23 protein-coding genes and 1 other RNA gene are annotated in these 19,470 nt (G+C 41.0%); 5 read left to right on the top strand and 19 right to left on the bottom strand.

The annotated features are described in order from the left end of the window. Positions 1–75: 75 nt before the first annotated feature. The 6 genes from VQ643_RS14785 to metE form a co-directional block, all read right to left on the bottom strand. Positions 76–831: a DUF2314 domain-containing protein gene (locus VQ643_RS14785; RefSeq protein WP_414200895.1), complete on the bottom strand. Its 756-nt coding sequence runs from the start codon at positions 829–831 to the stop codon at positions 76–78. A gap of 48 nt (positions 832–879) precedes the next feature. Beyond that, entirely contained in the window at positions 880–1,359 is a 480-nt protein-coding gene (locus tag VQ643_RS14790) for a hypothetical protein (RefSeq protein ID WP_414200897.1), read from the bottom strand. Continuing rightward, a complete protein-coding gene (locus tag VQ643_RS14795; RefSeq protein WP_414200899.1) occupies positions 1,359–1,754 on the bottom strand; it encodes a hypothetical protein in 396 nt (131 codons plus the stop codon). Before VQ643_RS14795 ends, VQ643_RS14790 begins: the two co-directional genes overlap by 1 nt. A gap of 33 nt (positions 1,755–1,787) precedes the next feature. Next, entirely contained in the window at positions 1,788–2,333 is a 546-nt protein-coding gene (locus VQ643_RS14800) for a GNAT family N-acetyltransferase (protein ID WP_414200902.1), read from the bottom strand. 47 nt (positions 2,334–2,380) lie between these two features. After that, on the bottom strand, positions 2,381–2,998 hold the full coding sequence (trhA, locus tag VQ643_RS14805; protein ID WP_414200905.1) for a PAQR family membrane homeostasis protein TrhA: 618 nt from the start codon (positions 2,996–2,998) through the stop codon (positions 2,381–2,383). 210 nt (positions 2,999–3,208) lie between these two features. After that, a complete protein-coding gene (metE, locus tag VQ643_RS14810; protein ID WP_414200908.1) occupies positions 3,209–5,503 on the bottom strand; it encodes a 5-methyltetrahydropteroyltriglutamate--homocysteine S-methyltransferase in 2,295 nt (764 codons plus the stop codon). A gap of 125 nt (positions 5,504–5,628) precedes the next feature. Between metE and metR the strand changes: the two genes are divergently transcribed. Beyond that, positions 5,629–6,570, top strand: coding sequence for a transcriptional regulator MetR (metR, locus tag VQ643_RS14815; protein ID WP_414200911.1), 942 nt, complete (start codon positions 5,629–5,631; stop codon positions 6,568–6,570). Here the strand turns inward: metR and VQ643_RS14820 are convergent. From VQ643_RS14820 to VQ643_RS14840, 5 genes are all read right to left on the bottom strand, one after another. Continuing rightward, positions 6,553–6,924, bottom strand: coding sequence for a diacylglycerol kinase (locus tag VQ643_RS14820; RefSeq protein ID WP_414200914.1), 372 nt, complete (start codon positions 6,922–6,924; stop codon positions 6,553–6,555). The genes metR and VQ643_RS14820 overlap by 18 nt on opposite strands. Positions 6,925–6,977: 53 nt before the next feature. Then, positions 6,978–7,628: a response regulator transcription factor ErdR gene (erdR, locus tag VQ643_RS14825; RefSeq protein ID WP_414200917.1), complete on the bottom strand. Its 651-nt coding sequence runs from the start codon at positions 7,626–7,628 to the stop codon at positions 6,978–6,980. 178 nt (positions 7,629–7,806) lie between these two features. Continuing rightward, positions 7,807–8,526 (bottom strand): tRNA-uridine aminocarboxypropyltransferase, encoded by a 720-nt coding sequence (locus tag VQ643_RS14830; protein WP_414200920.1) that lies wholly within the window; start codon positions 8,524–8,526, stop codon positions 7,807–7,809. A gap of 42 nt (positions 8,527–8,568) precedes the next feature. Further along, complete coding sequence (locus VQ643_RS14835; protein WP_414200923.1) at positions 8,569–9,378, bottom strand: lysophospholipid acyltransferase family protein; 810 nt, start codon at positions 9,376–9,378, stop codon at positions 8,569–8,571. Positions 9,379–9,394: 16 nt separating this feature from the next. Beyond that, complete coding sequence (locus VQ643_RS14840; protein WP_414200926.1) at positions 9,395–10,150, bottom strand: GNAT family N-acetyltransferase; 756 nt, start codon at positions 10,148–10,150, stop codon at positions 9,395–9,397. A 122-nt stretch (positions 10,151–10,272) separates the two neighbouring features. Between VQ643_RS14840 and VQ643_RS14845 the strand changes: the two genes are divergently transcribed. From VQ643_RS14845 to VQ643_RS14855, 3 genes are all read left to right on the top strand, one after another. After that, positions 10,273–11,157, top strand: a complete 885-nt coding sequence (locus VQ643_RS14845) for an acyl-CoA dehydrogenase (protein WP_414200929.1) — start codon at positions 10,273–10,275, stop codon at positions 11,155–11,157. A gap of 62 nt (positions 11,158–11,219) precedes the next feature. Further along, complete coding sequence (locus VQ643_RS14850; protein ID WP_414200932.1) at positions 11,220–12,005, top strand: MBL fold metallo-hydrolase; 786 nt, start codon at positions 11,220–11,222, stop codon at positions 12,003–12,005. A 146-nt stretch (positions 12,006–12,151) separates the two neighbouring features. Then, complete coding sequence (locus VQ643_RS14855) at positions 12,152–12,925, top strand: hypothetical protein (protein ID WP_414200935.1); 774 nt, start codon at positions 12,152–12,154, stop codon at positions 12,923–12,925. A 117-nt stretch (positions 12,926–13,042) separates the two neighbouring features. Here VQ643_RS14855 and clpB read toward each other — a convergent pair whose 3' ends face one another. Beyond that, positions 13,043–15,607 carry an ATP-dependent chaperone ClpB gene (clpB, locus tag VQ643_RS14860; protein ID WP_414200938.1) on the bottom strand — a complete coding sequence of 855 codons (2,565 nt, stop codon included), beginning with the start codon at positions 15,605–15,607 and terminating at the stop codon, positions 13,043–13,045. Positions 15,608–15,868: 261 nt separating this feature from the next. Here clpB and ssrA point away from each other — a divergent pair. After that, positions 15,869–16,221, top strand: a transfer-messenger RNA (tmRNA) gene (gene ssrA, locus VQ643_RS14865). A 261-nt stretch (positions 16,222–16,482) separates the two neighbouring features. Here the strand turns inward: ssrA and VQ643_RS14870 are convergent. From VQ643_RS14870 to VQ643_RS14900, 7 genes are all read right to left on the bottom strand, one after another. Then, positions 16,483–16,623 carry a DDE-type integrase/transposase/recombinase gene (locus VQ643_RS14870; RefSeq protein WP_414200955.1) on the bottom strand — a complete coding sequence of 47 codons (141 nt, stop codon included), beginning with the start codon at positions 16,621–16,623 and terminating at the stop codon, positions 16,483–16,485. A 19-nt stretch (positions 16,624–16,642) separates the two neighbouring features. After that, the gene (locus VQ643_RS14875; RefSeq protein ID WP_414200958.1) at positions 16,643–17,005 is read right to left on the bottom strand and encodes a hemagglutinin repeat-containing protein; all 363 of its coding nucleotides are present in this window, start codon (positions 17,003–17,005) and stop codon (positions 16,643–16,645) included. A gap of 223 nt (positions 17,006–17,228) precedes the next feature. Next, positions 17,229–17,639: a hypothetical protein gene (locus tag VQ643_RS14880; RefSeq protein ID WP_414200941.1), complete on the bottom strand. Its 411-nt coding sequence runs from the start codon at positions 17,637–17,639 to the stop codon at positions 17,229–17,231. Beyond that, positions 17,630–17,980 carry a hypothetical protein gene (locus VQ643_RS14885; protein WP_414200944.1) on the bottom strand — a complete coding sequence of 117 codons (351 nt, stop codon included), beginning with the start codon at positions 17,978–17,980 and terminating at the stop codon, positions 17,630–17,632. Before VQ643_RS14885 ends, VQ643_RS14880 begins: the two co-directional genes overlap by 10 nt. Before the next feature lie 118 nt (positions 17,981–18,098). Continuing rightward, positions 18,099–18,509: a hypothetical protein gene (locus tag VQ643_RS14890; protein WP_414200946.1), complete on the bottom strand. Its 411-nt coding sequence runs from the start codon at positions 18,507–18,509 to the stop codon at positions 18,099–18,101. Beyond that, entirely contained in the window at positions 18,500–18,850 is a 351-nt protein-coding gene (locus tag VQ643_RS14895; protein ID WP_414200949.1) for a hypothetical protein, read from the bottom strand. Before VQ643_RS14895 ends, VQ643_RS14890 begins: the two co-directional genes overlap by 10 nt. A gap of 440 nt (positions 18,851–19,290) precedes the next feature. Next, a partial coding sequence (locus VQ643_RS14900; protein ID WP_414200952.1) for a hypothetical protein occupies positions 19,291–19,470 on the bottom strand: 180 nt, incomplete at its 5' end.

Raw genomic sequence — 19,470 nt, forward strand, 5'->3', positions numbered from 1 at the left:
ATTTAAAAAATGCTTACCTATGATTCCTAATTCACAGATAAGCACATATGCATAAAAATACAGCGTTTTCTAAAGCTATTCTCTGAGTAATTGAATAATAGGTTTCCAATCAAGTAGTACAGCGTAATCTAATGCTGTTTTATCCTTATTATTGGTAATTGATTTATCCGCACCTAAACTAATCAACGCTTTAGTAATATTAAAGTTACCTGCAATAACATTGCGCATTAATAACGTGTAGCCTTCTTCGTCTTTATCATTGAGCGCTAATGGATGCTCTTGAATATATTCCTGCACTCGCTCCACCATATTTCTGCTCATCGGGTGTTCGTTTAAGTTATCAGGATGTTGCTCTTGCTCAATCACAATATTGACGTGCTTATAATCACCAAAATCTAACCCCCAAGCTTGATCATGCGCTTGGCGCTCAGGCTCTGACATATTTGAGCGTAAGAGTTGAATTGTAAAACCACCATAGGTTTGATCTTGACATGCCATCAGCCAGTCAGCGACCTGTGTCAAGGGTACTGTTACATAATCCCCTTCTTGCACATAGGTTAAATGGGAGGGTTCATTTATTAGCACGCCTGCTACCTGCTCGCCATCAAAGTCTATTTCTGCTAGCCACATATACTCAACGCTAGGCTCTGTATCACCATCAAGTATTTGCTCAAATTTAACCTTTACGTAACTTAAATCTAGCGCTGGTACAATACGTTTATATTCCCACGACAGCTCACGCCAGAAAAACTTGAAGCTATCACGCGCTTGCTGCTGTGCTTTTAGCATTGCAGGGCTATCTTCTTCTAGAAATACACTTTGTTCGCTCATCTAAAACCTCTAGCGGATAGGTGACCTTAGATATAGGTGCGCCTTTGCTTAATGTCCTATATTCATTCGGCAGTGCAGCTTTTGCTGCGCCAAACTAAGAATATGTTTATGTGAGTCAATAACGACGGTTTCCAGCAAAGCTTCAGAAGTATTGCTTAAATTACCTAAAGACACTCTCAGAATACGCTTTTCACCATTAATTTCATTGATCGTAAGATGTAATTCATTACCTATAACACGAAACATAAAAGGTTGTTTACGTTGTGTTTCTCGCACAATACCTTCTACTAATACAAATTCCGTAGATGCCGTATCTTGTGGCCACGTTTTTTGGGAAATTTTTTTCGCCTCTAGGGGAAATACACGACCAATTTTAAGCACAGCTAGCTCCCCCTGCTGGCTAAACTTTGAGTTCATACTGTCGTATGTCTCAGAACAGGTATGATTTGCTAAAACTAAGCTATTGGCTTGGGCAGGCAAAGTACAGGCCGAGCTAACGAATGCTATTAACCAATAAAATACCTTCATCATTGGCACCTATAACTATTAAAGGTTGTACTATGCAACATGCCATTGCCGTAAGTGTATGAGCGTACTAGTAGCTGTTCAGGGTTAGAGACATCTAGATCATAAGACGTGTACAGATTTTTATTGCGCTCACTAATAAATTGACAATGCTGATGTGCATTCAATTGACAGCTACTCTTTAAGCCACTTTGCTTAAAAAGCACCTGCAGTGTGGCGCCAGACTCTATAAGCTGAATACTATCTTTACTAGGTGCTAGATTATTGAAAAGGTCTTTTGTATTGCTTTTACATAGTTTTTGCGTTTTAGCGCCCGTATTTGGCTGTACATTTTCGCTAGGCACTAAGCAGCCTTGTAGCAAGCTAGCCAAAGCTGCTATTAGGAGAATTTTTTTCACATTAAAACCTGTGTACTCTGTAGCTAAGAGAATTTAAGCAATAAACTCTCGTTGTAAAATAGACATCATTTGAGCATCAACAAAACGACCTTTTTCAAAAAAGTAATCTCGTAAAACGCCTTCAGATGTGAAGCCACAGCGTAACAGTAATTGATGCGAAGCATGATTAATAGGATCAATAAAGGCTTCTATACGATTAAGATTTAAGCTATTAAAGCCATGCTTTAGCATAGCCCCTACAGCCTCACTCATAAGCCCTTTGCGCCAAAAATCAGGATGCAGTTCATAGCCGATTTCTGCACGGTTATTTTCTGTACTTAAGTTATGAAAACCACAGGTACCTATTAACTGGTCATGCCCTATTAAGGTAATGGCCCAACGTAGACCTTCGCCCGCATTGGATCTTGTAATCCAGGTTTCTACAAGACGCTGAGCCTGTTGTAGCTCTGTAAAGGTCGCTAAATCATAAAACTCAGTGACAGAGTCAAATGAAAAATTAGCAAATACCTGTGGTGCATCCGTAAGGCGTAAAGGTCGTAGCGTTAAACGCTCTGTAGTTAAGGTCGGAAACGGCAGCATATTCTTTCAATAGATTCTAAAAAACGCCAGTGTATGCACTATTCAGGCTAGAGTACATAAAAAAATATGCTCACAAACTGCATAATACTGCCCGCTAAAACAAATAAGTGCCAAATACCGTGGCCATGTTTAATTTTTTCATCCAATACGAAAAAAATTACGCCAAGACTGTAGGTAACTCCACCAGCCACCAACCAAAATAAACCTGCTCCGCTGATAGCTGCAATTAAAGGCTTGATAGCTATCACTATTAACCAGCCCATAACGAGATAGATAACCAGTGATACAATACGAGTGCGCTTACCTAAAATAAATTCTTGAATAATGCCTATTAAAGCTAATGACCAGTTAATGCCAAATAACGTCCAACCCCAAGCACCCTCTAACGTAATTAAGGTAAAGGGGGTATAACTACCTGCAATCAGCAAGTAAATGGCGCAGTGGTCCAGCTTTTGAAAGATCTGTTTCAAGCGGCCTGTAAAGGAGTGGTACAGCGTTGAAGTAGTATATAAAGCCACTAAACTGCCGCCATAAACACTGGCACTGACAATTTCTTTAACTACACCTTGAAGCGAGCTAAAAACCACCAGCAATGTGCAACCTATAACAGCTAAAACGGCACCAATACAGTGGCTAATCGCATTAAAACGCTCACCATGATACATAGGCGTTCTCCTACTTTAAGAAGGTTAGGCGTTAAGAATTACAACAGATGAATATGACAGTTTTTTGATAACGTAACGGCTCAATAGTGGTAAATGGTACTCTGCTTACTTATCAAATAATGTGCTTATTAAACCATTCTTACAACTTAATGTTCCTTACAGACACAAAAAAGCCGCAAATCTCTTTGCGGCTTTTTCTCTGGAAGCTACTTAAGCACTGTATTCTTGACGCAGCTTTTGTGCCGCTTCAACCATGTTTTCTAAGGCCTCTTTGGTTTCTTTCCAACCACGCGTTTTTAATCCGCAGTCTGGGTTAACCCATAATCCTTTAATCGGAATTCGTTTTGCTGCTTTACGAATTAAGTTGGCCATTTCCTCACTATTTGGAACTCTTGGTGAGTGAATATCATAAACTCCAGGACCAATTTCGTTCGGATAGTGGAAGGCTTCAAAGGCTTCCAGTAACTCCATATCAGAACGCGATGTTTCAATGGTGATAACGTCCGCATCCATTGCTGCAATTGATTCAATCACATCATTGAATTCGCTATAGCACATGTGAGTATGAATCTGTGTACTGTCTTGCACGCCACTGGCAGTTAAACGGAAAGATTCTGTCGCCCAGTCCAAATAGTTTTTCCAATCAGCTTGGCGTAATGGTAAGCCTTCACGGAATGCAGCTTCATCAATTTGAATGACTTTAATGCCTGCTTTCTCTAAGTCCACCACCTCATCACGAATAGCTAAAGCTAATTGGCGTGCCTGTTCTTCACGTGTGACATCTTCACGTGGAAATGACCACATCAGCATAGTCACTGGACCTGTCAGCATACCTTTCATTACTTTGTTGGTCTGCTGCTGGGCATAGTTAATCCATTCTACTGTCATGGCTTTTGGTCGGCTTAAATCGCCAAAAATAATAGCCGGCTTAACACAGCGTGAGCCATAGCTTTGAACCCAACCAAAGCGCGTAAATAGATAGCCATCTAGCTGCTCAGCAAAGTACTCCACCATGTCATTGCGCTCTGCTTCGCCATGTACTAACACATCAAGACCTAAATCTTCTTGCACCTGCACTGCATGACGAATCTCTGCCTGCATGGCTTCTTTATATTCTGCCTCAGTTAGCTTGCCTTGTTTAAAGGCTTGGCGTGCTGCTCGAATTTCTTTAGTTTGCGGGAACGAGCCAATCGTGGTTGTAGGAAACAATGGCAAATTTAATTCTGCATGCTGCTGTTTAATACGCTGTTCAAAGGCCGATTTACGTTGACTATCCGCCGCCGTAATAGCTTTAACACGTGCTTGTACCTGTGGTTTATGAATACGTGGTGATTGTGCTCGACTTTCCTGTACAGCTTGGCTAGCTTGCAATGCCGCTTGCACAGCAGTATCTGTAGGCGTATTTAACGCTTTAGTTAACACCGCTACTTCTTCTACTTTTTGTACCGCAAAGGCCAACCAGCTTTTTAGCTCGCTATCCAATTTATCTTCACGCGCCAAATCCACAGGACTATGTAACAGCGAGCAAGAAGGTGCCACCCACAAACGATCAGCAATACGTTCTTGTGCTTGACGTAAAATTGTTAATGTTGATTCAAGATCACAACGCCATACGTTACGGCCATTTACCACTCCTAAAGATAAAATCTTATAAGCAGGCAAACGATCGAGAATCGTTGGGAACTGCTTAGGTGCACGTACTAAATCAATGTGCAAACCATCCACAGGTAGATTAGCGGCTAAACCTAAATTATCCTCTAAACCACCAAAATAGGTTGCAATCAGTTTTTTCACTGGCTCACGTTGTAGTAAGTTATAGGCACGTTCAAATGCTGTTTTCCAATCTTGAGGTAAATCCAGCACTAAAATAGGTTCGTCAATTTGCACCCATTCCACGCCTTGGTCCGCTAAGCGCTGAAAAATCTGTCCATAAATAGGCAATAATTTTTCAAGTAAATCTAACTTATCAAAGTTTTGCCCTTTAACTTTAGCTAACCATAACCAAGTTAATGGGCCAATCACTACAGGCTTTACTTGATAGCCGAGGGCTTTTGCCTCGTCTACCTCATCAAATAACTGCTCCCAGCTTAATTCAAACGCTTGATCCGCTGTGATTTCTGGTACTAGGTAGTGATAGTTAGTATCAAACCACTTGGTCATTTCTTGAGCATGTGCACCACCACAACAGGCTGTACTTACAGCGCCACGTGCCATGGCAAACAAGGTATCTAGCGTTGGCTTAGCCTGCGCATGGCGAAAACGCTCTGGAATAACGCCAAAGGTTAACGAATGCGTTAATACCTGGTCATACCATGCAAAATCACCAACAGGTAAAAGCTCAATACCGGCTTGATGTTGAATTTTCCAATGTTCTGCGCGTAGCTGCTTACCCACAGCTAACAACTCATCCTGAGAAATGTCGCCTTTCCAATATGCTTCTTGCGCTTTTTTCAATTCACGATCGCGTCCAATGCGAGGGAATCCTAAATTATGTGCTAGTGCCATGATGTTATCTCCGAAAAACTTAGGACTATTGTTAGCTTCGGATGTATCATGAAACAAACTAAGAATTTTCTTGTTCAACGTTAAAAAAATTCATATTAAAAACGAAAGTCTCATAAGGAGTTTTCATGTTAGAAATTAGGCATCTTAAAACCCTGCACGCACTACGTGAAACAGAAAGCTTGGTTGACGCTGCTGATCGTCTGCATTTAACTCAATCGGCCCTTTCTCACCAATTTAAGGAATTAGAAGATCGCTTAGAGTCTCAATTATTTATTCGTAAAACCAAACCTGTACGCTTCACTAGTGCTGGCTTGCGCTTATTAAAATTGGCAGATGAAGTTTTACCTTTAATGCGTGCTGCTGAGCGAGATTTATCGCGTTTAGTAGGTGGGACAGCTGGACGCTTACATATCGCCATTGAATGCCACAGTTGCTTCCAATGGCTAATGCCAACAGTGGACCAATTTCGCGACGCCTGGCCCGAAGTTGAGTTAGATTTAGCGTCGGGCTTTTCTTTTGCGCCACTACCTGCCCTTGCGCGGGGCGATTTAGACTTAGTAGTAACCGCCGATCCGGTGCAATTAACAGGGATTACCTATATTCCGCTTTTTACTTACGAAGCTATGCTGGCTATTTCTAATCAACACCCTTTAGCAGCTAAAAGCTATGTAGAACCTCATGAGTTATCACAAGAGGTGCAGATTACTTATCCTGTAGAGCGCGAGCGTTTAGATATTTTTAAACACTTTCTTGATCCAGCTGACGTTGAGCCACTGCATATTCGCACTTCAGAGCTAACCGTCATGATGATGCAACTAGTAGCCAGCGGGCGTGGCGTTTGTTGCCTGCCAAACTGGGCGATTCATGAGTACAGCTCAAAAGGCTACGTCACAGCATTAAAGCTTGGCAGTAAAGGTTTGTTCTCTACGCTGTATGCGGCCATTCGTACCGATATGCAAGATGCTCCTTTTATGCAGGATTTCTTGTTAACGGCAAAGGATACCTCTTTTGCTACGCTCGAAGGGGTTAGCGTAGCGAAAGATAATCACTTAGGGGAAAAGAATTAACAGCCAGGTTACGCCAACCAGCGTTAAACCTACCATCTGTGCAGCGCTACCCATGTCTTTAGCGTTTTTAGAGAGTGGATGGCGCTCTAGAGAAATACGATCCACCACGGCTTCAATGGCTGAATTAAGCAACTCAATCACTAGGCTGATTAAACAAACACCAATCATTATTGCACGTTCTACACGCGAAACATCAAAGTAAAAACTTAAAGGTATGAGAATTACACTAAGTAGTACCAGTTGACGAAAAGCGGCCTCACCTTTAAATGCAGCCGCCAAACCAGCCAGTGAATAACCTGTTGCGTTTAAAATACGCTTAATTCCAGTCGTACCCTTAAAAGGAGAATCAGACATTGAAACCGCCTATAATCAATGAGTTACACGTATTCTAATGTTTAAAGAAATCACTACGCAGGTAGTGATTCCATTTGTTGCAACAATAATGCAGCCTGTGTCCGTGTACGCACATTAAGCTTACGGAAAATAGCAGTAACGTGGGCTTTTACTGTGGCTTCAGAAACATTAAGCTCATAAGCAATCTGCTTATTCAATAAGCCGTCACACACCATAGTTAGCACTCGGAATTGCTGTGGTGTTAAGCTAGCCAAGCCTTCACTAGCGGCTTTCGCTTCTGGACTCATACCTGCTGAACCTGATTCTGTTTGTACAGGCCACCATACATCACCGTCTAATACTGCTCGTACGGCTTTTTGAATATCTTCTAAGGAAGATGATTTTGGAATAAAACCACTAGCACCAAACTCACGTGAGCGTGCCATGACAGAAGCTTCTTCTTGAGCTGAAACCATTACCACTGGTACTTGCGGATACTGCCCACGCAATAAAACCAAGCCTGAAAAACCATGAGCACCTGGCATGTTTAAGTCTAAAAGTACCAAATCCCAGTCTGATTTTTCTGCTAAGCGGGCTTCTAGTTCAGCAATGCTCGCTGCTTCAACAAGGCGTACTTCGCCACCTAAACCGACCGTTAACGCTTGCTGTAGTGCGCTACGAAACAGTGGATGGTCATCTGCTATCAGAATGTCAAAAGTAGCCATGTAATCGTCCTACTCTAATTGCGTTAATTAAATCATAGTATCTTTACTGCCAGCTTAGAAATAGTGTTCAAGCCTATGTCGCAGTTTAATACATGTAGTTTTGTTTCTATTGCACTACACATAATACGTGTTTTTTTGTGATGCTTGCAAAGCATAAAACATATAGCTTTTCAGCTTCCTATAATTCTGTCACAGGAAGCTCTCTAAAATAAGCCTCTTGCTGATCCTTACTCGGAGGTTTTTTTGCTGCCAAATAATGTTTAGTAAATCGTGCAAACCAATTTTCCAATACATTTTGCGCTTCAAACTCATGTGCCAACTCTAAACACAATGCACCAACCTCAACGGTACACAAATGATCATCACGATTTGAACGGCGCAATTGATAGTGTGATAAGTGTTCAGGTTGGAAACTTAAAACAGGAAAATTAGCTAAATAGGGCGATTTACGAAAAATTTTACGAGCTTGGAGCCAAGTAGCATCCAAGATAATAAATAAAGGTTTCTTGCTCGTTTCGTGATTGCGCGTTACTGAATGCACTACCTGCTCAGGTTCGGCATACTCTTCAGGAAAAACCACATAAGGTTGCCACTGGGGATCTGCTAATAATGCCAATAGTTTCTCATCTACCTGGGTACGCGACCATAAAAAAGCAAAGGTATCTGGTACCACATCGGCAATTAGCCATCCTGTATTACTTGGTTTCAAAGGTTCTTTATCATGCATTAATAAGCAAATACCACAGTGCGTTAGCACCTGTTTCTGCCACTTACAGATGCAGTATTTTAGTGCCACACGACATGAAGGGCAGCGCTCTACTAAACAACCGCGCGCGCGAAAAGGTTTATTACTAACAGCCTGTCTTTGCTCTCGTAAACGGGCAACTGCATGCATCATAAATCGTCTCAAAAAGAATAATCATAGCAGCCCCTATTTTCCCTAACTAGCCTTTTGGCAGTCAGGCGCTACAGTTTCTACTGGATCATACTGTAACCACTGCTCTGCAACTGCCTTTCTAATTCCCTCATAAGCCAGATTAGATGCCTCAGTACGCGTACGGCACTGCACCCCTATAGGTTTAAGCAGTTGGATATTTACCGTAAAGGAATCATTCCATAACACGGCTAATAAATGGTTGGCAAAAACATCATCCCCCACATAGGGTGTTATAGTGTCACGTTTTCCTTCACGAATATAAGTCAGTGCTACAGGCTGTACTGGGACCATAGTTTCAATACTGGCCGCCAATAAACGTGAATAAAATTTCTTTACGCTTTGTCCATCAGTTGAAGTTCCTTCTGGAAACAACACTAGGCTATAGCCTTTATCCAAATATTCAGCAATTTGTGTTGTTATCTGATTCTGCTGGCCTTGCCCTCGCTGTATAAATAGCGTACCAGAACCCTGAGCTAACCAACCAAACACAGGCCAATTACGTACTTCAGCTTTAGATAAAAAAGAGAGTGGTTGCAACTGTCCAATAACCATTACATCCAACCAAGAGATATGATTGCTGACCCATAACATAGGTAAATTAGGCAGCTTTCCTGTTTGTTTAATATGCACAGGTAAAACAAAACACAACAGCTGCATAAAGCGCTGCGTGCATTGCTGTTTGTAAGCCGTTAATGATTTTTTACCTAATAAACTTAGCAGCTTAATATTAAGTAACATAATCATAGCTAGCAGTAGCACCAGTGTTAAGGTAAGCACCCTATAAGCAAAGCGCAACGCTTTCAATATAACCATGTTACTCCTTTAGGAATTAGTAGCTTGCATTAAAATGCCGCACATAACGCTGAGCCAACTGATTACGCTTAAGCAGAATGAATAAATCAGCTGTATTAAACTCTGGATCCCAACAAGGCTCACCACAGATTTTAGCACCTAAGCGCATATAAGCTTTTAACAATGGCGGCATGCGAACGCTCACTACATTATCAAATGTTCCTAAATCCGGTAAGGTTTTTTTAGGCACGGCTTGAATGTACTCATCTGAAAAGTACTCTGCCTTTAATTGCTGAGTAATAGCGTAAGCTTGGTAGCCTCCATCATTCATAGAAACGCTAGCACAGCCCATTAAATAGGAATAACGGCCTTCTTTCATGACCTGTGCCAGTTCGGCCCATAGTACAGCTATAGTTGCTCCATTACGGTACTTCTGCGCAACACAAGTGCGACCAACTTCAAGCACATCACCAGATAATTGATCTAAGCCGTGTAAATGAAACTCATGTTCACTATAAAATGAACCGATCTTTTTAGCATTTTGGCTATTAAGAATGCGTGTGGTAGCTACCAATTGCCCTGAATTTCGTTCTCTAACACCAAGATGCATACAGAACTGATCGAACGAATCGATGTCTAACCCTGGCTCTTGGCAGGTTATTTCAGCCTTAAACTCTTCGCTGAATACCTGATAACGTAGTGCCTGAGCCTCTTGAATGGCTTCAGGAGTAATGAGCCGCACAGCATAAAAACGTGGAATATTAGTATCTTTCTGAGCTGTAACACTTGACATAGTTAGTCTCCTTGTCGCTCGCCCTATGATACAGAGAGCAAAAACCTTCTTAAGTTCAACTTAAAAGTAGGAGCTAAATATGTCAATATTATTACACTTACGAGGCAATAGAGAGTTTTAAAATGCTATGGACTAAACTTCTAAGCCCTGTAACAAAGTTGCCAAAGCAACCTTTGCCTGCGTGGTTTAACCAACTTAAAGATTTAGTTTCGCTAGACACTCCATTTGATTTTTCTGTGCTTGGCGGACGTGCTGCACTTAACCCTAGCTATGCGTTTTTCGCTGGCTACCAAGCAGCTTTACATGACCTGCTACCTGATGCACCAGATGGCATTGGAGCGTTCTGTATTAGTGAAGAACGTAAAGTACAGCCTAGTGAGCTCAATACACGCCTAGATCAAGGAAAAGTCACTGGTTTTAAAGATTTTGCCACCTGTGCCACCTTCGCCAGCTGGTTTATTGTATTAGCTCGCATTGAGCAAAAAGAACAGCCTGTACAACTAGAGGCCTGTTTAATTGCTAAAGAGGCTAAGAATCTTGTCGTTACAGAGCTACCAGCACTGTCTTTTTTACCTGATATTTCCCATGGAAAAATCACACTCAGCGATACGCCTGCGCTGCGCTTACCAGGTGACGGCTGGGATGATTACGCCAAACGCTTTCGTATCCTTGAAGATGCTTATGTGCTCGCAGCACTTTCAGGCTGGTTATACAGTTGCGCCATTGAAGAAAAATGGCCACATACATTAATCACAAGCCTGACAGGAATTCTAGCCTGTATTCGCCAAGCACTTAGCATTCCTACGAATGAACCTAGCATGCATTTGTTACTTGAGTCAGGTTTTATGCAGTTTGAAGACCTTGCATTTGAATTAGTAAGCACAATGCATAAAGTTCAAAGTCCACACTTAGCAGACTGGAAGCGTGACCGTGAAATTTTAAACCTGTCACGTTATCCACGCCATAAACGATTATCCAATGCATTAACGGCTCTGCGTTTGATATAAATCAGAGCCCTAAAAAACTGCACTGGCATAGTGAATGCATATTTTTCTAAGGTAAAGCCGTAATGAGTCGTGAACCTATTGTGCTGTTTGATAATGGTACTCATCAGTGCCTGCAGTTTGATGATCTAGTGAGTGGAGATGGTATTCAATCTAACCAATTTCTAATCACTAACAACAATCAATCATTATTGTTAGATCCTGGTGGGGATTTAACCTACACGCCTCTATCTTTGGAAATCTCAAAACATATTAATTTTAAAGATTTGAGCTATATTTTTGCGTCTCACCAAGACCCAGACATTATTGCGGCGCTTGATAAATGGCTACTGCATACTCAAGCCAAAGTAATTACGTCCAAACTATGGGCTCGCTTTTTACCTCATTTAACCGCCGGCTACTTAACCATTAGCCATGGTATTAGCACAACTGATCGCGTTATTGCCTTACCTGATGGTGGCGCTTCCTTCAAGTTAGGTGAAGCACGCTTAAAAGCAATTCCTGCCCATTTTCTACACTCCGTTGGTAATTTCCAACTGTATGACCCAATCAGTAAAATTTTGTTCTCTGGTGACATGGGGGCTTCTTTAGTAGAGGATGCCCAGCCAGTAACTAACTTTGCTGAACATATTACACATATGGAAGGTTTCCATCGCCGCTACATGGTGAGCCATAAAGTATGTAAATACTGGGCAAACATGGTTCGCACGCTAGATGTTGACATGATTGTTCCACAGCATGGTCGACCATTTAAAGGTAAGGAAATGATTAATCAATTCTTAGCTTGGATTGAAAACCTTGAATGCGGTATCGACTTAATGACGCAAGAGCATTTCCGTGTACCTAACTAAGTTACTGTAACAATTTACTTAGGTTGTAGTTCCAATCAAAAATCCGATATTAAAACTAATATCGGATTTTTAGCCTTCTGATTTACATCTAACATCGCCCTGCATTGTTTTACCTTTTATGTTCAGCACATCACCTAGGTAAATTCATGAAAAATTATTTCCAGCATTACACAACCTGCATTTTTATATTTTTTCTTTTAGGGTTTACGGAGCTAGCCCAGTCTGCGCCTTTGGCGCATTTAGAATTTAAACCTGACTTATTAACAACTCAAGAACAACAGCAAATTTGTCATCAGCTCCAAACTTTATGCACTAACCAATCAAAATGGCGCAGTATTAGAACAACTAACCAGACTATTTGGCTGTTATTTGATAATCACATAGCGCTATTTATTGCCAGCCCAAATGGTTTAAAACTCAGCCAGCAGTGGTCTATCGAACAAGCGGATAATAATTCAGAAGATTACGTAGATATTTCATATTTTATCTACCCTAAACTCTTTGTAATGGATGAGCATCGCTATGCTGTTACTTGGATTCATCAGTATAACGAAATGTATTCAGGTGGCGGTGCAAATATACAACTAGCTGATTTTTATGAGTTAAAACAAGAAGGAAACACACAAGCATTTATTCATGGATATCCATTTTATGTCGATAGTTTTACCCGAGCCTGTTTTTCAGAAAACGATTACAAAAAAGCCCAAGATAACTGCCATGATGAATTATTATTAACAGTAGATATTCGCTTCGTAAAGCCTATGCTTTGGCAATTTAATTATACTTATAACGCCAGCCTTTCCCCTGTTTCTGGCCAAACACCACCCTTGAAAAATCGCCTAACTATGACTATTAAATTAGACCAACCACCGAAACGGCTCACATTTCCTAATGATTGGAATATAGGCGTTAATTATTAGCTTACTTTATTTACATTATTTTAAAACAAAACCGTTATTTGCAAATCCCTTTAAACAACTGCAAAAAAAATGCCGCCTAATGTTTTACCTATAGGCGGCATACTATTTTAAGTATATTTACTTAAACACTATTTCATCGGCTTCCAATTTGGCATGAATAGTTGTATTTGGCATAAAGTCTCCTGCTAAAATCTGCTGTGCCAATGGATTTTCAATCCAACGCTGAATTGCACGTTTTAACGGACGCGCACCAAACACAGGATCATAGCCCACAGCCACCAACTTAGTCATAGCTTCTGGCTCAATAGTTAAGTTTAGATCACGCTCAGCTAAACGTTTGCGCAAGCGCTGCAATTGAATATCTGCAATACCTGCAATCTGCTCTTTAGCTAATGGATCAAAAATCACTAACTCATCAATACGGTTAATAAATTCAGGGCGGAAATGGCTAGTTACTGCATCCATCACTGCCGCCTGCTGAGCCTCTCGGTCATCGACTAACTCTTGAATCTGCACAGAACCAAGGTTAGACGTCATCACCACAACAGTGTTTCTGAAGTCTACTGTGCGACCTTGGCTATCGGTCAAGCGCCCATCTTCCAGCACCTGCAATAACACGTTAAATACATCAGGATGGGCTTTTTCCACTTCATCCATCAGTACTACAGAATACGGCTTGCGGCGTACAGCCTCTGTCAGATAACCACCTTCTTCATAGCCTACATAGCCTGGTGGAGCACCAATTAAGCGAGCAACTGAGTGTTTTTCCATAAACTCCGACATATCAATGCGGATCATGGCCTCTTCAGTATCAAATAAAAACTCAGCTAAGGCTTTACAAAGTTCTGTTTTACCAACACCCGTTGGGCCTAAAAATAGGAAAGAACCACTTGGACGATCAGGATCAGCTAAGCCAGCACGTGAACGGCGCACCGCATTAGAAACAGCAATTACTGCTTCATCTTGACCAATGACGCGTTTATGCAACTGTTCCTCCATGCGCAATAGCTTTTCTCGCTCCCCCTCAAGCATTTTGGCTACAGGAATGCCCGTCCACTTTGAGACTACTTCAGCAATCTCATCATCTGTTACCTCATTGCGCAGTAGTTGATGTTCTACTTTGCTGTGCTCATCTACAGATTCCAAGTCACGCTCTAACTGAGGAATAACGCCATATTGCAATTCAGACATACGTGCTAAATCACTATTGCGACTGGCCATTTCCAGCTCAATACGGGCTTTTTCTAGTTTGTCTTTAATTTGTGCACTGCCTTGCACAGCGGCTTTTTCAGATTTCCAGATTTGTTCAAGATCAGCATATTCACGTTCTAACTCAGCAATCTCATCTTTAAGTTTTTGCAAACGCTGTAAAGAGGCATCATCTGACTCTTTTTTAAGTGCTTCTTGTTCAATTTTTAGCTGAATTAAACGACGCTCCAAACGATCGAGTGCTTCTGGTTTAGAGTCGATTTCCATACGGATACGACTCGCTGCTTCATCAATTAAATCAATAGCTTTATCAGGTAGCTGACGATCAGTAATGTATCTATGGGAAAGCTTCGCCGCCGCGATAATAGCGCCATCAGTAATACGCACTTTATGGTGCACCTCATAACGCTCTTTTAAGCCACGCAAAATAGCAATGGTGTCTTCTTCGTTTGGCTCATCCACTAATACTTTTTGGAATCGACGCTCTAAGGCAGCATCTTTCTCAATAAATTGACGGTATTCATCTAGCGTAGTTGCACCCACACAATGCAGCTCACCACGCGCTAACGCAGGCTTTAACATATTTCCTGCATCCATAGCCCCATCGGCTTTACCTGCGCCAACCATGGTATGGATTTCATCAATAAAAAGAATCACCTGCCCTTCTTGTTTGGCCAGTTCATTCAACAGACTTTTTAAACGTTCCTCAAACTCACCACGGAATTTAGCTCCTGCAATTAAGGCCCCCATATCCAGCGATAGTAAGCGTTTGCCACGTAGGCCGTCGGGTACTTCACCATTGACAATACGCTGTGCCAAACCTTCAACAATAGCGGTTTTACCTACACCTGGCTCACCAATAAGCACTGGATTATTTTTTGTGCGACGTTGCAACACTTGAATAGTGCGACGAATCTCGTCATCTCGGCCAATAACAGGATCAAGCTTGCCTTGCTCAGCACGCTCAGTCATATCAATAGTGTACTTATCTAACGCTTGGCGTGATTGTTCTACATTAGGATCATCCACATTTTGCCCGCCACGCAGATTATTAATTGCGTTTTCTAACGCTTTACGTGTAATGCCCTGCGCCAATAACACCTTACCTAAAGCCGTGTTGTTATCCATCGCCGCAATCAATACCATTTCACTAGAAATGTACTGATCACCACTTTGTTGAGCTAAACGATCCGCCTGATTTAATAACCGCGCACTATCTTGCGATAAACTAATATCTCCTGTTGGATGCTGGATTTTTCCTAATTGGTCTAGCTTATTCTGTAACTCTTGTCGTAAACCATTAACATTAAAACCGACTTGCATTAGCAAAGGACGAACACTGCCGCCTTGCTGATCTAGCAACGCCAACATGATATGCAATGGTTCTATTGCCGCATGATCATGCCCGATGGCCATTGACTGCGCATCGGATAATGCCATTTGCAATTGGCTAGTAAAACGATCTATACGCATAAGAAATTCCTCTCAATTTAATCTAGCAAGTCAGCAAACAGCCTATTTCTTGCCTTAATGTCTAATAGATAAGGCTAGTTTTTATAATTTCAAGGTATTCCTATTGACACACAGCCTGTCTGGTGATCTAGACATAATAAATAGTCTAAGCAATTGAAAGTTACTGACTATTGTCTAAATTCAGCTCGCTAACTTAGCAACCTGAGTCGACTTCTGCATTATTTTGCTGTACCATTTGTCGACACCCAAAAGTTGGGCACAGGGGCCGATTAGGATTCGACGCCGGTTGCGAAACTTGAGGGGCATGCCGAGTTGGTAACAGATCTCGTAAATCCGCTGTTGCAAACTGTATAGTTGCCAACGACGACAACTACGCTCTAGCTGCTTAATCAGCTAGCAGTCGCTAGGGGATGCCTGTAAACCCGAAACGACTGTCAGATAGAACAGGATCGTCGCCAAGTTCGCTGTGGACGTAACGACTAAAACTTACACAGCTCGCTCCAAGCACCCTGCCACTCGGGCCGTGCGGAGTTAACTCAGTAGAGATGGCTAAGCATGTAGAACCGATAGCAGAGTACTGACGGACGGGGGTTCAAATCCCCCCGGCTCCACCAGACAAAGCCAGTAAAATCAATAGCTTAGATTAAAAATACTGTCCAAAAACTGTCTATAAATGTCCACATTTAGCTACAGTTGGGCAGCTTTTGGACAACATTGTTTTACTGCAAAAATAGAGCCCGAAGCGGACAATCTGCTTCGGGCTTTTTATAGCACTCATAAAAATTAAAAATAATTAAATGTGATGGCTCATACTGGCTGCTATAGCGTGATATTGAAGGCAAGACTGGAATGCTTCACGGCTGCACCGTCCCCCCTTAATCTGAATGAAGAACTAAATTCTCCTTTGGCCTTCTTTTTTCAATAGCTAGCTGTAAGGCTCGTCGCACTAACTTTGAGTCTGCTCTATCTGAAAACGCCCAACTAATGATTTTCCTCGAATAAAGATCCATTACTATGCCAACCCTTGCTCAGTTCTTATATCGCTTGTAAAACGGTTTGATTGTAGGTGTTGCTGTCGGATTTGTTTTTGCTGTTACCTACGCCAAATTCAGCATAGGCATAAACACCGGTTTGTGCGCCTACGGACGCACCTACCCCAATACTAGCGCCTGAGTTACTAGAGCGGCCTTTTGAGTGTTGTTGGCTTTGGCCTGATTCAAGCACTATGTGCTGGGCTGAATCTAAGGTGAGGGTGTTTTTAGCGCTGGCGTGAGTGTTTTGTAAATGAATATCACCTTCTGTACTAGTCAGCGTGATATTGCCGCCAGCCGTAAGGTTGTTTTGTTGTGAAAGTGCGTAGCTGCTTTCTTGCTTGCTTTGGCTGGTTTTGTAGCCAATGCCCGTTTCTGCTTTAGCAAGGACGCCGTAGCTTAGGTCGCTATAGGCTTGGTAGCCTTGCGCATTTTAGCTTTACATTCCTTGCTATTTTTGAAAGCTTCTTCAATAACGATAGCGGCAGATGAAGTCTATGTACGCTCCCAGTCTTGTCGATTGTTTGAGTAGCGATATTTCTTTTAGTTTTGTATTTCTACCATGTAATATTATAAAGCTAAGCTGCAAATTAACGCGTCAAATTAAAACCTAAATTATCTGGATTATAACCTTCCGGCCATTCAACAGGGAAAAGATTTAATCTTCTATAATATACTGTATAAAAATACCTATCCACGCCATCTCTAAAATTATATTTCCCCATTGAAACTATGCATCTATCATAAATATAATCTTCAGCATATAAATTATACTGATAATACTCTGGTAAATTTTTATACTCCGCCAATACTGCCTTAGCATGTGGAATTTCTCTGTTTACACAAACCATAACTGCAGGAAACCATTTAAGGCTTTCAATAGTGTCGTCATTATATCTATCTATATATTGTTGTTTCTCAGTTAAATAGAGACTACAAGCTGACAATAAAAGTCCAAAAAAACCAAAAAAAAATAATTTTACAAACCTATTTATTTGCATATTCCAAACTTCCTTACTTTTTGCCCACAAGCTATATCAGATATATACAAATACCCTTTTCTTAGCATGCACTCATTTAAATTATAATATCTTAATTCAGGCTCTACATTGGTTTCTCCTTGCATAGAGGCTCTCAATTTAAACATAGGTTTTTCAACATTTTCTGGCAGACCACAAGCAACTAAATCTTTCATACGTTGCTCAGGGTCGGTATGACCTATAAATTCTTTCTTTTGATAACGCACAATTTCTTCAGGGTAGTCATACTGCCCATGAAAAGCTGGTGGAACAACGCAGCCCATTAATAACGCATAGCTAACAACCCATATTAAATATCTCACTTAAGTAATAACCCCCAAAGTTTAGGCGATAATAGCTCTGATGCTGCAAATGGTAGCGATAGCGGTAATGCAAGTACCGTTATCACTTCTGGCGATATTATAAAGCTAAGCTGGAAAATTAACGCATCAAATTAAAACCTAAATTATCAGGATTATAACCTTCCGGCCACTCAACAGGGAAAAGATTTAATCTTCTATAATAAATTCTATGAAAATACCTATCTACGCCATCTCTAAAGTTATAACTCCCCATTTCTATAATACATCTATTATAAATATGGCTTTCAGTATAAAAATTATAGTTATAATATTGTGGCAAGTTTTTATATTCAGCCAATACTGCTTTAGCATGCGGAATTTCTCTGTTTACACAAACCATAACAGCAGGAAACCATTTAAGATTTTCGATAGTGTCATCATTATCTCTATCTATATATTGTTGTTTCTCGGTTAAATAGAGACTACAAGCTGACAACAAAAAGCCACACAAACCAATAAAAAATAATTTTAAAAACCTATTTATTTGCATATTCCAAACTTCCTTACTTTTTGCCCACACGCAACAAATGAGATAACTAAATATCCTTTTTCTCGCATACAGTCATTTAACTTATAATACCTTAACTCAGATTCTACACCGCTTTCTCCTGGTAGAGTGGCTCTCAGTTGAAACATAGGTTTTTCAACATTTTCTGGCAGACCACAAGCAACTAAATCTTTCATACGCTGTTCAGGGTCTGTATGACCTATGGATTCTTTCTTTTGATAACGCACAATTTCTTCAGGGTAGTCATATTGCCCATGAAAAGCTGGTGGAACAACGCAGCCCATTAATAACGCATAGCTAACAATCCATATTAAATATCTCACTTAAGTAATAACCCCCAAAGTTTAGGCGATAATAGCTCTGATGCTGCAAATGGTAGCGATAGCGGTAATGCAAGTACCGTTTTCTGTACTGGTCAGCGTGATATTGCCGCCAGCTGTAAGGTTGTTCTGCTGGGAAAGCGCGTAGCTGCTTTCTTGCTTGCTTTGGCTGGTTTTGTAGCCAATACCCGTTTCTGCTTTAGCAAGGACGCGGTAGCTTAGGTCGCTATAGGCTTGGTAGCCTTGCGCATTTTAGCTTTACATTCCTTGCTATTTTTGAAAACTTCTTCAATAACGATAGTGGCAGATGAAGTCTATGTACGCTCCCAGTCTTGTCTATTGTTTGAGTAGTATTCAATATCTTCTAAAAAACACTCACACACCCATTTAAATTTCACTGGAGACTCATCATCATTCCAAGCACCATTGGTAGAGCAATCTAGTCATTTCAAAAACTCATAATTATCTGTTCCTGCAAGCGCTGCTTCAACTAAACATTTAAACTCATTTATATCTATTTTTTCGTAATGAAAAATCTTCCATACAACGCCACTTATCCCATCTCTAACTTCATCTATATCCTCTACATTAATAACATCAGAATCTAGGTCTCCAGCATATTC

Source organism: Pseudomonas sp. F1_0610, from assembly GCF_047470865.1.
GTDB lineage: Bacteria > Pseudomonadota > Gammaproteobacteria > Pseudomonadales > Pseudomonadaceae > JAZDRH01.

Bases quoted from the DNA above. Each gene is read 5' to 3' on its own strand.
- VQ643_RS14855 (WP_414200935.1), top strand. From the start codon at position 12,152: ATGAAAAATTATTTCCAGCATTACACAACCTGCATTTTTATATTTTTT.
- erdR (WP_414200917.1), bottom strand. From the start codon at position 7,628: ATGGCTACTTTTGACATTCTGATAGCAGATGACCATCCACTGTTTCGT.
- VQ643_RS14830 (WP_414200920.1), bottom strand. From the start codon at position 8,526: ATGATGCATGCAGTTGCCCGTTTACGAGAGCAAAGACAGGCTGTTAGT.
- metE (WP_414200908.1), bottom strand. From the start codon at position 5,503: ATGGCACTAGCACATAATTTAGGATTCCCTCGCATTGGACGCGATCGT.
- VQ643_RS14890 (WP_414200946.1), bottom strand. From the start codon at position 18,509: ATGCAAATAAATAGGTTTTTAAAATTATTTTTTATTGGTTTGTGTGGC.
- VQ643_RS14800 (WP_414200902.1), bottom strand. From the start codon at position 2,333: ATGCTGCCGTTTCCGACCTTAACTACAGAGCGTTTAACGCTACGACCT.
- trhA (WP_414200905.1), bottom strand. From the start codon at position 2,998: ATGTATCATGGTGAGCGTTTTAATGCGATTAGCCACTGTATTGGTGCC.
- VQ643_RS14840 (WP_414200926.1), bottom strand. From the start codon at position 10,150: ATGTCAAGTGTTACAGCTCAGAAAGATACTAATATTCCACGTTTTTAT.
- VQ643_RS14835 (WP_414200923.1), bottom strand. From the start codon at position 9,378: ATGGTTATATTGAAAGCGTTGCGCTTTGCTTATAGGGTGCTTACCTTA.
- VQ643_RS14785 (WP_414200895.1), bottom strand. From the start codon at position 831: ATGAGCGAACAAAGTGTATTTCTAGAAGAAGATAGCCCTGCAATGCTA.
- metR (WP_414200911.1), top strand. From the start codon at position 5,629: ATGTTAGAAATTAGGCATCTTAAAACCCTGCACGCACTACGTGAAACA.
- VQ643_RS14880 (WP_414200941.1), bottom strand. From the start codon at position 17,639: ATGCAAATAAATAGGTTTGTAAAATTATTTTTTTTTGGTTTTTTTGGA.
- VQ643_RS14790 (WP_414200897.1), bottom strand. From the start codon at position 1,359: ATGAAGGTATTTTATTGGTTAATAGCATTCGTTAGCTCGGCCTGTACT.
- VQ643_RS14850 (WP_414200932.1), top strand. From the start codon at position 11,220: ATGAGTCGTGAACCTATTGTGCTGTTTGATAATGGTACTCATCAGTGC.
- clpB (WP_414200938.1), bottom strand. From the start codon at position 15,607: ATGCGTATAGATCGTTTTACTAGCCAATTGCAAATGGCATTATCCGAT.
- VQ643_RS14845 (WP_414200929.1), top strand. From the start codon at position 10,273: ATGCTATGGACTAAACTTCTAAGCCCTGTAACAAAGTTGCCAAAGCAA.
- VQ643_RS14820 (WP_414200914.1), bottom strand. From the start codon at position 6,924: ATGTCTGATTCTCCTTTTAAGGGTACGACTGGAATTAAGCGTATTTTA.